The sequence below is a fragment of the Shewanella sp. NKUCC01_JLK genome (assembly GCF_019345615.1).
Lineage (GTDB): Bacteria > Pseudomonadota > Gammaproteobacteria > Enterobacterales > Shewanellaceae > Shewanella > Shewanella oncorhynchi.
The window spans coordinates 187,805-200,299 of record NZ_JAHKRD010000007.1; the positions used below are offsets into that span (position 1 = coordinate 187,805).

Here is a 12,495-nt window from a genome sequence, read left to right on the forward strand (position 1 = left end):
AATGATGTAACGCCCTAACGGAGAACACTTTGGAATTTTTATACGAGTATGGAATGTTTTTGGCGAAAGCCGTCACAATAGTGGTCGCAATCGTTGCCGTTATTATTGTTGTGTTGGCTTCCACTGTAAAACACAAGTCAGATAAGGGCGAGCTGAGGATCACTAACTTGTCTGAAGAGTTAGAAGAACTTAAGCATGGCTTAAAAGAAGAACTTCTGTCAAAGAAACAATTCAAAGCCTATGAAAAGCAATTAAAAGCTGACGAAAAGGCAAAAGACAAAGCCGCAGATGAAGCCTGCACGGGCAAAGTGTTCGTGATTGATTTTAAGGGCAGTATCGATGCCGCTGAGGTTGCATCACTGCGTGAAGAAATCAGTGCAATTATCGCTATCGCAGAAAAAGGCGATGAAGTGGTTGTCAATGTAGAGAGTGGCGGTGGTATGGTGCATGGTTATGGTTTAGCCTCCAGCCAGTTAGATCGCTTACGTCAAGCTGATATTACATTGACTGTCTGTGTTGATAAAGTCGCCGCCAGTGGTGGCTATATGATGGCTTGTGTAGCGAATAAAATTTATGCTGCACCTTTTGCCATTGTTGGTTCTATTGGTGTTGTTGCTCAACTGCCTAACTTTAATCGCCTGCTGAAAAAGCATGAAATTGATTATGAGCAACATACGGCCGGTAATTTTAAGCGCACCTTGACAGTATTTGGTGAAAACTCCGATGAGGGAAGACAGAAGTTTCAAGAAGAACTCGAAGAAACCCACGTCTTATTTAAAGCGTTTGTTGGTAAGTATCGCCCTGAGTTGGATTTAGTGAAAGTCGCCACTGGCGAGCATTGGTACGGTCAGCAAGCTATTGAATTAGGTTTAGTTGATGCGATTTCGACCAGCGATGATGTGATAATGTCACTCGCCACAGAGCGTACTGTGTACAAGATACGTTATCAGGTGAGAAAGAAACTTGCCGATAAAATTGCCCACGGTGCTTCTTTGTCTGTGAACGCTATTTTCAATCGCCTCATAGAAAAAAATCGTCCTATGTAATTCTGTCTATTGGTGAATAAAAGTAAAAACGCCTGCATTTGCAGGCGTTTTCATTTGCTTAGCTTTCGCGGCTAATACCGAAGTGGGTTAGATTTGATAGCTGATATGTTGATGGAAGCGTACGATGAGATCTTCACGCTCCGGATCGACACCTATGTCCGCAGCAAAGGCCTTCAGGGCTGTTTCAACATTGTTCATAAAGCGACCGAAACCCGAATCGTCACAATCCTTAGTACCTGCCACTATGGTAAAGTGCGCGGCTTCGACTAAGTTATCGGCATCCCAGCGACGGATAACTTGTTGCTCAGTCGCATTAGGATCGAACCCTATCATTTGTACTTCGGCTTTGCTGTCGAGCTTTTCAAACTTACTGTTACGCACAAGCGGTGTTAAGCCGTTCGCTATCATAGCAAGGCGTGTCAGCTGTCTATTAGCTGCCGCTTTGAGGAAGCAGTCTTCAAGATGCTGATATAAAGGCGTAAAGTCAGTGGCTGAGTCAGGTAATAAACCCTGTTTGAGTTTGCGACTCAGCGGCAAGCTCACAGTCACATAGGTGAGAGAGCTAACGTTCTCTGGTAATTCGCACTTTCTGGCTTTATATCTTGGGCCGATGGCGCGCAGTTTATAACCATAGGTTTCTTTATAGCCCTTAGCTTTTGCGAACAGATCATAGGATAAATGCTGATGGTCGCGGACCTTAACCTTAAGATCGCTTATTGGCATTAAGGGCATTAATTCAGTGAGTAACTCACGCACCTTGATATGGAAACTGGCGGAATTACTGCGAATATCGTCACCTGTGGCGAGAAACACAATGCGCAGTTTACGGGCGCGATAGTTTTCTTGCGAGAATAAGTTTTGGGCTTCGTGGTAGGCTGGGTTATAAAAAAATAGAATTTGTTCAGTGGTTTGGAAGCAATATGCTTCGGTATGGTAACGCACTACTGGCAGTTTATCGTTAGTGATCACGTGAACATTACGGAGATCGTGTTGTTCTGCCAAATTAAATATCAAACGGCTTAACGTTTGATAACAGCTTTGATAATCGGGATATTGATTGAGTAGCTCATCCGTCACCTTGATTTCGGCTGTGATGTATTGATTTGTACGGGCTTCCTTGGGTATGTACACTTTTTGCTGATGGCTAAGGGACATATTGACTCCTTGTTTGAGTTAACCATTTGCTAACACGAATTTTACTGTTTATCTATAGGCTGAATCTTGCGTTAGAACACGTTTTTATCCGTTGAACATGAGTTTAGCTAAGTAAGCGGTTCGTTAGCTTAAAATAGCAGCTATTTTATTGGGTTAACGCATTTTCTATCCATGGTTGCATCCAAGCCGCAATCTGAGCTTGCGCCTTTTCGTTGGGATGAATGCCATCCCTTTGCATTAATTCTGGATGGGGCGCGATATCCTGCATAAAGAAGGGGATCAACACTATATCCTGGGTTTTAGATATGTCTTGATACACTTGGGTGAACTTTTGGGTATAGCGAGGGCCATAGTTAGGCGGTACCATGATCTCGGTCAGCAGCACTTTTGCGCCGCTATCTTTGGCTAGGGTAATGATTTGGATTAGATTATTTTCGAGTTGCGTTGGGGGGAATCCACGTAAACCATCATTACCTCCCAGTTCAACGACCACAAGGTCGGGAGCAACAGAATCGAGCAAGGCGGGTAATCGGCGTAGGCCGCCCGCTGTGGTTTCGCCGCTCACTGAGCCATTGGTAAACTGATGTTCGGGCAGATTTTTTTGCAGTAGTGCTACCCAGCCTGACTGTTCTGCCATGCCGTAGCTAGCGCCTAAGCTATCGCCGAGGATCAGTATCTTTGCCGCGTGAGCGGGCGTGACCATGAGTACACTCAGTAGGATGAATGCCCCTAGGGTCTTCGCCATTGATTTTAATCTTAGCGATTGATACCAGAACGATTTATATAAGAAGGATCCTATGTCTAACGTCATCTTAAAAAACAGTGCCATTAATGTTGTTAACCTCGAAAAATCAGTGATTACTCAGGAAGGAACGCTCACTATCCTCAAGGGCATTAACTTAGATGTCAAGCAAGGTGAGAGTGTGGCTATTCTCGGCCCATCAGGTTCAGGCAAATCCACCTTATTGGGATTGCTTGCGGCGCTTGATACGCCTACGTCGGGGGAGATTTGGCTCGATGGTGTGGCATTATCACCATTGAATGAGGAGCAAAAAGCGGCACTGCGTAAACAGAAGGTCAGCTTTATTTTTCAATCCTTTATGTTAGTGGATACCTTAACTGCACTCGAGAACGTCATGTTACCCGCCGAGCTTGCGGGCGTGAGCAATGCCAAGGAAAAAGCGCAGGCCATGTTGGTGCGGGTTGGTTTATCCCATCGCTTGACCCATTTACCCAAACAGCTTTCGGGTGGTGAACAGCAAAGGGTGGCGATTGCCCGCGCTTTTATCTGTGAGCCTACAGTTTTGTTTGCCGATGAACCAACTGGCAATTTAGACAGCGTCAACGGCCATAAGATTGCCGATATGTTGTTTGAGCTTAATCAAGAAAGCCATACAACCTTAGTCCTTGTTACCCATGATCTGCTGCTGGCCAAGCGGTGTGAGCGTCAACTGGTGATGGATAACGGCCATTTACAGGAAGATATCACTCAAACAGAACTGCTAGCTGATGTTAAGGAGGCTTAATAATGGAGTTAAGTCTGGCATGGCGCCTGTTTAAACGCGAGTTACAGCAGGGACAATTGTTACTGATTATCCTCGCTATTACGCTCGCGGTTTTGTCTGTGAGTGGCTTGGCGCGGGTGAGTGAACGTCTGCAAGTGGCAATTAGTGGTCAAGCGTCACAGTTTATTGCTGCCGACCGTATTATCGATTCGCCGGTTAAAATTGATGCGGCGATTTTATCCAAAGCCGAAGCGCTTGGGCTTAAGCATGTGACTAACATGCAATTTAATTCCATGGTCTATTCGGGAGATAAGTTTCAGTTAGTCACAGTACGCGCCGTAGAATCGGGTTACCCGCTTAAGGGGGATATTGAACTCACCAGCGGTAAAACCAAGGCGTTACCTCAAGCGGGCGAAATCTGGTTTGAGACTCGCTTAGGCGGACTTTTGGGTTATCCCAAATCCATCGAACTAGGTAATAGCGAATTTGTGCTCAGCAATGAGATCAGCCGCTTACCCGACGCAGGTTTTAATCCTTTTGCTTCATCGCCTGTGGTATTGATGCGGATGGAGGATGTCGCCAAAACAGGTGTTATTCAACCAGGCAGTCGCGTGACTTATCTGTATCAATTTGCTGGAGATGAAGCCTCGCTTACGGCCTTTGAACAAAGTGTTAAACCGCTTTTGAATAGCACCCAGCGTTGGGTCGATGTGCAATCCGGTGACTCGCCGATTGCGGGAGCCGTTAAGCGAGCGGAGCGCTTCTTACTGCTGGCAAGTTTGATGGGCATTGCATTGGCCTGCGCGGCGATAGGTATTGCCGCCCAGCGTTATTGTCAGCGCCATTACGATGTAGTGGCCATGCTGAAAACCTTTGGCGCCTCGGCAAAGCAAATTCGCCTGTTGTTTGGTACTCATTTATTGTTGGTAACGCTACTGGGAATTGGTCTAGGTCTTATTGGGGGAGGGTTACTCGATTTTGGGATCAGTTATCTCTTGCCACCCGAAATTGCGGCCTATTCACCGCCACTCATACGACCATTATTACTCGGCATCAGCACAGGGCTTATCAGCGCCTTTATGTTTTCGGCTTATCCATTGATGCGTTTACTGGCTATTCCGCCACTGCGGGTGTTGCAGCGCCAGTTAGAAGGCTTACAGCTTGGTATGTGGCTGCATTTGCTACTGAGTCTAGGGGCTATGGCGCTATTGGGCTATTTGTATTCCCAAAGTTGGACTTTGACTCTGACTGTGGTCGCGGCTGTGCTATTGCTGGCTGCGCTATTAAGTCTGCTTGGATTTGTGATGATACGAGCAGGACACAGTGTTGGTATGAAGACTACCAATCCTTTGCAATTAGCGCTGGCGGGGCTAAGGCGTCGTGCGCGGCAAAATGCGGTGCAATTGGTTGGCTTTAGCGCTGCACTGGTACTGTTATTGACGATTTTAGCGCTAAGACAAGATTTACTTAACGAATGGCAAAAACAGTTGCCCGAAAATGCGCCTAATTATTTCCTTGTCAATATTGCGCCTGATGATGCAAAGCCCTTGAATGATTTCATGACGGCGAAGGGAATAGTGGCGACGGACATTTATCCGGTGATCCGTGGCCGGTTAACCCAAATTAATGGTGAAGCGCTGATTTCGAATGAACAGTCCGAAGCGGGTGAAAAGGGGAGAGTGGGCATTTCGCGCGAGTTAAACCTAACGTGGCGCAATACACTGCCTGCTAACAACGAACTGTTAGAGGGGCATTTTAATCAAGCCGCTGATGAAGTGTCGGTGGAGTCCGGCGTGGCGGAGCGTCTAGGTATTGGTCTTGGCGATAAGCTGACTTACGTGATTGATAATCAAGAGCTCACAGTTAAAGTTGCCAGTATTCGTGCCGTACACTGGGAAACGCTGCAACCGAACTTCTTTATGATTTTCACTCAAGAAGCGCTCGCGCCTTTTGCTTATACTTCGATGGCGAGTTTTTATTTAAATGACCAGTCAACAAATGACCCCGCAACAAACGGCCAAGCGCTGAGTGCCGATGGTACGCCTAAGGATGCAGTGATCCTTGCGCTTATTCAGCAATTTCCGACGATATCTATCATAGATGTTGGCGCTATGGTGGGGCAGTTGCGGCAGATAATTGAGCAAGTGTCGCTGTCGTTGTCTTTAGTGCTGGCCTTAGTGTTATTAGCCAGTGCCTTAGTCTTGATTGCACAGACTGAGGCTGGCATGGCAACTCGGCAACGTGAACTGGCGGTGTTACGTACCTTTGGTGCTTCAGGATGGTTATTGCGCAGTGCAACGGGTTTAGAGTTCGCCTTACTTGGCGGTATTGCGGGTGTGTTAGCCGTAATTGTGGCCGAATTTGCGTTATATCTACTTAAGACGCAAGTATTTGAACTTAATGTATACATGCACTGGCCTTGGTGGGGTATTGCCCCTGTTTCTGGAGCCTTAATCGTCGCCTTACTAGGGGTTTGGCGTTGTCGACAATTGCTCAGCCAATCTTGCTCTGAGCTATTAAAGGCTGGGAGCTAGGGCGGTTTGTGAACTCTGTTGATGGGCTAAAACATAAAGCTTATTAAGACAACAAGCTGAGCCAACATTAAAAGCACTGATGCGACATAAGCTCAGTGCTTTTTTGTTATGGGGTTGATTCTGCTGCACTTGAATTGAATATGCTTTTTACATCGGCTTACAAATTGATCTGTGCTTAAGCAGGTAGCAACAGAACTTAGTGCAACGCGATGGGTCTATCTAACTGAGAACAGCGACTAGCTTATATATGCCATAGAGGGAATATTATGTTCAAAGGAATAACAAAACTGCTTAAGGATAATCGCTCCTTTTTTCTGTTTATCAGCTTAATGTTAGTGTTCAGGAGCGCTGTGGCAGATTGGAATACTGTGCCATCGGGTTCTATGCTGCCGACTATCGTCGAGGGGGATCGCATTCTTGTTAATAAGATGGCTTATGATCTTAGGGTGCCATTTACGCATATCGCATTAGTTAAACTGGCAGATCCTGCTCGTGGCGATATTGTGGTATTTGACTCGAAAAAGGCCGATAAAAAGCTGATTAAGCGGGTAATAGCTGTGCCAGGCGATACTGTGATGATGCAGGATAATCGCTTGTATTTAAACGGCGAACTGCTTAGCTACACATCCCAAGCATTGAGTGCTTATGCTCCCGCTGATGTGACAGAAATGCAGGAAAATTTACTCGGTATGGTCCACAGTATTCGCCTTAACCCTGTACCCTCAAGGCTTGCCAATTTTGGACCTGTCACAGTGCCGGATGCGCATTATTTAGCACTGGGTGATAACCGTGATAACAGCGCAGACTCTCGGGTTATTGGCTTCGTGCCCCGTGATGAGATTGTTGGCCGTTCAAGTTCAGTCGTTTTCTCCCTTGATTATGATGATTATTACCTGCCTCGGCCTGAACGCTTAATGCGTGAATTCTAGTCTTAACTATTTTGAACCATGAAATAGGGCGCCAAAGTCGGCGACTTATTTTTAAGTAATTGAGTTATAAGCAACTATTTCATAAAGCTCAGATAGCCCTGTAAGACAATTAAGTTAACTATGTCGATAAAGAAGGCTCCGACGATAGGTACTACCATAAAGGCTTGGGGTGATGGCCCTGTGCGTGAGACGAGCGCGCCCATATTCATTACTGCTGTTGGGGTTGCACCCATACCAAAGCCGCAGTGGCCACCAGTGATCACCGCAGCATCGTAATTACTGCCCATGACTTTGAACGTCACGAAATAGGCAAAAATGGCCAACACTGCGGTTTGTACCAGTAAAATCACCAGTAGCGGGATCGCTAAATCAAAAATTTCCCATAATTTTAAAGTCATTAAGGCCATTGAGAGGAAGAGTGACAGCGCGACAGTCCCTATCACATCGATACTTTCGGTATGGGGTTTGTAACCGCGGGTGAGTTCTGTGAGATTAGCGATGAGCACGCCAAGAAAAAGAGCATATACAAAGTCGGGCATTTTTAGCCATGCAATACCCGATTGGCTGATCCACAGCGTGAGCCATTTTGATCCTGCAACACACAACAACAGCACAAACAGAGTTTCTAATATGGTTTTGGCGGTGACTTGGTCTTCTTCTAAGTGATCATAAGTGACTAAATGCGGATGTTCACTGTGATGCTTGCGGCCAACTCCATAGCGAGAAACAAGATTATGCTTACCGATTAATCGCTGCGCGACGGGCCCACCGATGATCCCACCCATGATCAAACCAAAAGTTGCCGCGGCCATAGCAAACTCTAAGGTGTTGATACCGTAGCGCTCAGCAAAGGTTTGTGACCAAGCGACGCCGGTACCATGGCCGCCCGACAGGGTAATTGATCCTGCGATAAGTCCCATGATGGGATCGAGCCCCAATAGGCTGGCTAAACTGACGCCGACGGCATTTTGAATCACAATATACACTGAGGCCACACCTAAAAAGATGAAGACTTTTTTACCACCGCTGAGCAATAGCTTGTAGTTTGCCGAGAGGCCAATGGTGCTAAAAAACATCAGCATTAAGGTATTTTGCAGTGATAGGCTGAAGTCGAGACTGATATTTTGAAAGTGAAGAAATGTGACTCCCGCGGCGACAACTAGGCCACCCACTATGGGTTCGGGGATATTATATTGCCTGAAGACACGTACATGGCGATTGATAGAGTGGCCGATAAACAGCACGAAAATGGCAATTAAAAATGATTCTAGCTCGCCAATCATATAGGTCGTGTGCATGAAAATTCCTTACAAACTGTCTTAGTGCGGGCGTTTCATTGGGCACAATGTCCAATGAGAAGTAACCCATCTTGTTATTAAGTACCTGCTAATGCTGGATGTTAAGCGCTTGATGTCGAGGACAGATCAGTGTCAATCCGATAAAAAATTTAAAGGACGAGTAGGCGCGAGTGTGTATCGTTTTATGGTCTACAGACCAAGAACAGCAGATTAAATAGCCTGTTCCTGAGCATAAATAACTGTCTATTTATGAGGTGTTGCTGAGTCTATCTGTGGTCAAGGCTGAGGCGGTTAATGCGTGCCTCCTATGACCGAATGGAGGCGAGTTTAGCAGAAAATGGACGGATTGTCGCTAAATCATAATAGAAATCATGATGTTACATTCTTGTTTTTCTAGTGTTGCTAAAATAATGGCAAGATTGACGCTACAATATACCTGGTTGTTGAGCGGATTTAAGCACTAAGATCCGCCTGCATCAGCGACTGATTTTATCAGCATACTAAAGCTGAGTTTAGGCTCTAGCGTGCTAGCCTATTTGGCTAACACGTTTGTTAAGGCGTTATCAAGATCACTGAATTGAAACTGAAAACCCGCTTCGAGGGCACGTTTGGGGTAAACAAATTGCCCTTCTGTCAGTAGCTCCGACATTTCGCCCATCGCTAAGCGTAATGCAAGCGGTGGGGTCGTGATTAACGCTGGGCGATTAAGTGCTTTTCCGAGCGCTTTGGTAAACACAGCGTTACTCACTGGATTGGGTGCTGTGGCATTAAATATGCCTTTACAGTGTTGTTGAGTGAGTAAAAAATCAATAAGGGAAATGAGATCCTGCACATGGATCCAGCTCATACCTTGGCGTCCATGGCCAATTGGGCCACCGAGTCCGAGTTTAAATGGCGGTAACATTTTCTCTAAGGCACCACCTTTACCTAGCACAATACCAATACGGATAATGCAGACGCGTGTGTGCTCTGAGGTTGCATTTAGCGCTTCTTGCTCCCATTTTCGACAGATGTCATGGCTAAACTCAACATGGGCACCACTAGACTCATCGAGTAATTTATCATCGTGCCGCCCGTAATAACCGACTGCCGAACCACTCACCATGATCTGAGGAGGAGTGCTACTCTGTTGTATTAGCTGAGTTAATCTTGCCGTAATATCCCAGCGACTATCACAAATGCGTTGCTTCTGATTTTTACTCCAACGTTTAGCGACTATGGGTTCACCCGCAAGATTTACGATGGCATCAATGTGATTTAAGTTGCTTAGCACATCGAGACTCTCGAGGTAATGGTGCTGATTGCCGAGCACTTTTTGTGTTTGTTGCACTGAGCGAGTTAATAACGTCAGTTGATGATATGGCGCCAGTCGTTCGACTAATTGGCGACCAATAAAGCCGCTTGCGCCGGTGATCAGTATATTCATGGAACCTCTCTTAATTGGTTAAGCTCTGCGGATATATACCAAAATGCGGTGTGCAACGATCACTTAGTCGGAGTATTTTTAGCCAGATTATTTTTGATAACATAACTCCATCGAGACTGAATCGGCAAAGCGTAGTGCATGGGGTTTGTCTATTTCGACACTGGCAAATTCAACCCAAGGATGCTCACTGGCGATGGCCAGCGTTTGGCTGGTGAGATTTTCGAGTAATGAGAAACGGTTATTCTCAATCAGTTCAATGATCTTTTTGGTGATTGTGCGGTAATTGAGCGCATCCTCGACATTGTCACTGTTGCGGGCACGTTCGGCACAATAATGGATCACGACATTAATGATCACGTCTTGGCGATTTTGGATTTCATCGTCTTTAATGCCAATAAAAGTACGAAGTCTTAAGTTTTTAATGCGTATAATCGCGGTTTCTGGTTTCATAATGACAAATGGCTATCTTAAGCTAAAGTTTCTGAGGTTAAGTGGTTTCAAGGGTTAGCCTAACAATTTTATCTAAGATCAAGAAGGATTTTTAATAAATGACTCGACCTAATGCGCCCTCTGCTGCTTATCGTGGCTTTGCGGTTATGGCCTTTGTAGTGATTATTTTGGCAGGGATTAAGGCGGCGAGCCCGATTGTGGTGCCGTTTGTGCTGTCCAGTTTTCTTGCGGTGATTTGTAATCCTGCAATCGGTTTGATGACAAAGTTCCGTGTGCCTAAATGGCTGGCAGTGATCCTCTTGATGGGTTTTATTGTGTTGATGGGCCTATGGTTAGCCTCAGTCGTTGGCAGTTCTGTCAATGAGTTTTCTAAACAATTGCCCCAATATCGCGATCAGCTGGTGGAGCAGTTTTCGTGGATTATCCATAAATTACAGGCATTAAATATTCAGATTTCGAAGGATCAGGTATTAGCCTATTTTGATCCTGGCATGGCCTTGTCTATGACCACAAATATGCTATCGGGTGTCGGCAATGTGATGGCGAATTTATTTCTGATCATCCTCACTATCGTCTTTATGCTGTTTGAAGCTCAGTCGCTGCCAAAGAAATTGCACCTGGCATTGGACGATCCCGATATGCGCTTAAAGCAGATTGACCGCTTTTTACAATCTGTGAATCAGTACATGGTGATCAAGACCTTAGTGAGTTTGGCTACTGGGATCATCGTCGGTGTGGGATTGACCTTCATCGGCGTGGATTACGCCATGTTATGGGCGGTGATTGCTTTCCTGTTTAATTACATTCCCAATATTGGTTCTATCATTGCCGCCATTCCAGCGGTGTTGTTGGCCTTTATTCAGCTTGGCCCTGCGGCTGCGGGGGGGACTGCACTTTTGTACGTGGGTGCCAACATGGTGATGGGCAATATCATTGAGCCTAAATTTATGGGGCGCGGTCTGGGGTTATCGACCTTAGTGGTGTTTTTATCATTAATTTTCTGGGGCTGGTTATTAGGTTCTGTGGGCATGTTGCTGTCAGTGCCATTGACTATGGTGGTTAAAATTGCCCTCGAATCGAGTAAGAGTGGTAATTGGTTAGCCATTTTATTATCGGACGATATTGAAGATAAGTTCTTGGCCAGTAACACGGAAAATGCAATTCCCAATGGCGATGAAGCCAATACAAGTGCAACTGAGAGTAAGTAGTAGAAGATGCAAAGTTTTATACAAGCGCTAGCGACAATTGAGTTAGGTAATGATGCGGTGCGGTTATTCCACGGCCGCGGTGGGCATTACGTGGGTTGTGAGCACCTATGTTTAGATTGGTTTGCACCCGTACTATTGCTGACCAGCTTTACTCCCTTGGAGGATACGGATTTAACCCTCTGCCAACAGGCGATTGCAGCGCGCTGGCAAGCTATTAGGCCAGATAGCCAATTGAATTTAGTCTACCAATACCGTAGTGCGGGGGAGACGTTTACCCAATTATTGCAAGGTGAAGTGCCTGAGCCGCATATCGTTAGCGAAAATGGTGCACGGTTTCAGGTGCACCTAATGCGCGGACAAAACCACGGACTCTTCCTCGATATGGCTAATGGTCGTGAGTGGGTTAGAGCAAACGCCCGTTATAAAAAGGTGCTTAATTTGTTCGCTTATACCTGTGGTTTCTCGGTCGCGGCATTACAAGGGGGCGCCGATGAAGTTGTGAATATGGACATGAGCAAAGGCGCATTAGGCATAGGTAAGCAGAACCATTTGCTGAATGGCTTTAGCGCGGGAGCCCGTTTTTTAGGCCATGATATTTTTAAATCTTGGGGCAAACTGAAAAAGCTCGGTCCCTACGACATTGTTGTTGCCGATCCACCGAGCAATCAAAAGGGCAGTTTTGTCGCGACTAAGGATTATGTGCGTTTAATTAGGCGTTTACCTGAGTTGCTTGCCGAGAATGGCGAAGTATTACTGTGTCTAAATGCACCTGAACTCGATACCGCTTTCCTGCGTCAACAGGTAGCGGAAGCAGCACCTGCACTCGAATACATAGAGCGCTTAGCCAATCCGCTAGCCTTTATGGATGTGTCGGAAGAGAAGTCACTTAAGGTGCTTCGCTACCGCTTATCGACTCAAGCCTAGGCCTGATTTAGCTTAACTGG

The 12,495-nt window shown here is 46.0% G+C and carries 11 protein-coding genes; 6 read left to right on the forward strand and 5 right to left on the reverse strand.

From position 1 onward, the window contains the following. The first annotated feature begins 29 nt into the window (after positions 1-29). The gene (gene sohB, locus KO537_RS09690; protein ID WP_219234378.1) at positions 30-1,046 is read left to right on the forward strand and encodes a protease SohB; all 1,017 of its coding nucleotides are present in this window, start codon (positions 30-32) and stop codon (positions 1,044-1,046) included. Positions 1,047-1,133: 87 nt separating this feature from the next. Here sohB and KO537_RS09695 read toward each other — a convergent pair whose 3' ends face one another. Next, the gene (locus KO537_RS09695) at positions 1,134-2,201 is read right to left on the reverse strand and encodes a DUF3083 family protein (RefSeq protein WP_028760986.1); all 1,068 of its coding nucleotides are present in this window, start codon (positions 2,199-2,201) and stop codon (positions 1,134-1,136) included. A 145-nt stretch (positions 2,202-2,346) separates the two neighbouring features. Continuing rightward, positions 2,347-2,946 (reverse strand): arylesterase, encoded by a 600-nt coding sequence (locus tag KO537_RS09700; protein WP_028760985.1) that lies wholly within the window; start codon positions 2,944-2,946, stop codon positions 2,347-2,349. A gap of 52 nt (positions 2,947-2,998) precedes the next feature. Here KO537_RS09700 and KO537_RS09705 point away from each other — a divergent pair, with 52 nt between their 5' ends. The 3 genes from KO537_RS09705 to lepB all read left to right on the forward strand — a co-directional run bounded on the left by KO537_RS09705 (position 2,999) and on the right by lepB (position 7,169). Continuing rightward, positions 2,999-3,727: an ABC transporter ATP-binding protein gene (locus KO537_RS09705; RefSeq protein WP_028760984.1), complete on the forward strand. Its 729-nt coding sequence runs from the start codon at positions 2,999-3,001 to the stop codon at positions 3,725-3,727. A gap of 2 nt (positions 3,728-3,729) precedes the next feature. Beyond that, complete coding sequence (locus KO537_RS09710; protein WP_219234379.1) at positions 3,730-6,240, forward strand: FtsX-like permease family protein; 2,511 nt, start codon at positions 3,730-3,732, stop codon at positions 6,238-6,240. A 266-nt stretch (positions 6,241-6,506) separates the two neighbouring features. Next, a complete protein-coding gene (gene lepB, locus KO537_RS09715; protein ID WP_219234380.1) occupies positions 6,507-7,169 on the forward strand; it encodes a signal peptidase I in 663 nt (220 codons plus the stop codon). A gap of 74 nt (positions 7,170-7,243) precedes the next feature. Here the strand turns inward: lepB and gltS are convergent, their stop codons facing one another. From gltS to folX, 3 genes are all read right to left on the reverse strand, one after another. Next, a complete protein-coding gene (gltS, locus tag KO537_RS09720) occupies positions 7,244-8,467 on the reverse strand; it encodes a sodium/glutamate symporter (RefSeq protein WP_113940752.1) in 1,224 nt (407 codons plus the stop codon). A 532-nt stretch (positions 8,468-8,999) separates the two neighbouring features. Beyond that, on the reverse strand, positions 9,000-9,893 hold the full coding sequence (locus tag KO537_RS09725; RefSeq protein WP_219234381.1) for a TIGR01777 family oxidoreductase: 894 nt from the start codon (positions 9,891-9,893) through the stop codon (positions 9,000-9,002). A gap of 87 nt (positions 9,894-9,980) precedes the next feature. Then, on the reverse strand, positions 9,981-10,343 hold the full coding sequence (gene folX / locus KO537_RS09730) for a dihydroneopterin triphosphate 2'-epimerase (RefSeq protein ID WP_105252131.1): 363 nt from the start codon (positions 10,341-10,343) through the stop codon (positions 9,981-9,983). Positions 10,344-10,441: 98 nt separating this feature from the next. Between folX and KO537_RS09735 the strand changes: the two genes are divergently transcribed. Continuing rightward, positions 10,442-11,551 carry an AI-2E family transporter gene (locus KO537_RS09735; protein ID WP_219234382.1) on the forward strand — a complete coding sequence of 370 codons (1,110 nt, stop codon included), beginning with the start codon at positions 10,442-10,444 and terminating at the stop codon, positions 11,549-11,551. A gap of 6 nt (positions 11,552-11,557) precedes the next feature. Next, positions 11,558-12,475: a class I SAM-dependent methyltransferase gene (locus KO537_RS09740; protein WP_219234383.1), complete on the forward strand. Its 918-nt coding sequence runs from the start codon at positions 11,558-11,560 to the stop codon at positions 12,473-12,475. Positions 12,476-12,495 lie beyond the last annotated feature (20 nt).

Bases quoted from the DNA above. Each gene is read 5' to 3' on its own strand.
- KO537_RS09695 (WP_028760986.1), bottom strand. From the start codon at position 2,201: ATGTCCCTTAGCCATCAGCAAAAAGTGTACATACCCAAGGAAGCCCGT.
- KO537_RS09700 (WP_028760985.1), bottom strand. From the start codon at position 2,946: ATGGCGAAGACCCTAGGGGCATTCATCCTACTGAGTGTACTCATGGTC.
- KO537_RS09705 (WP_028760984.1), top strand. From the start codon at position 2,999: ATGTCTAACGTCATCTTAAAAAACAGTGCCATTAATGTTGTTAACCTC.
- KO537_RS09710 (WP_219234379.1), top strand. From the start codon at position 3,730: ATGGAGTTAAGTCTGGCATGGCGCCTGTTTAAACGCGAGTTACAGCAG.
- lepB (WP_219234380.1), top strand. From the start codon at position 6,507: ATGTTCAAAGGAATAACAAAACTGCTTAAGGATAATCGCTCCTTTTTT.
- gltS (WP_113940752.1), bottom strand. From the start codon at position 8,467: ATGCACACGACCTATATGATTGGCGAGCTAGAATCATTTTTAATTGCC.
- KO537_RS09725 (WP_219234381.1), bottom strand. From the start codon at position 9,893: ATGAATATACTGATCACCGGCGCAAGCGGCTTTATTGGTCGCCAATTA.
- folX (WP_105252131.1), bottom strand. From the start codon at position 10,343: ATGAAACCAGAAACCGCGATTATACGCATTAAAAACTTAAGACTTCGT.
- KO537_RS09735 (WP_219234382.1), top strand. From the start codon at position 10,442: ATGACTCGACCTAATGCGCCCTCTGCTGCTTATCGTGGCTTTGCGGTT.
- KO537_RS09740 (WP_219234383.1), top strand. From the start codon at position 11,558: ATGCAAAGTTTTATACAAGCGCTAGCGACAATTGAGTTAGGTAATGAT.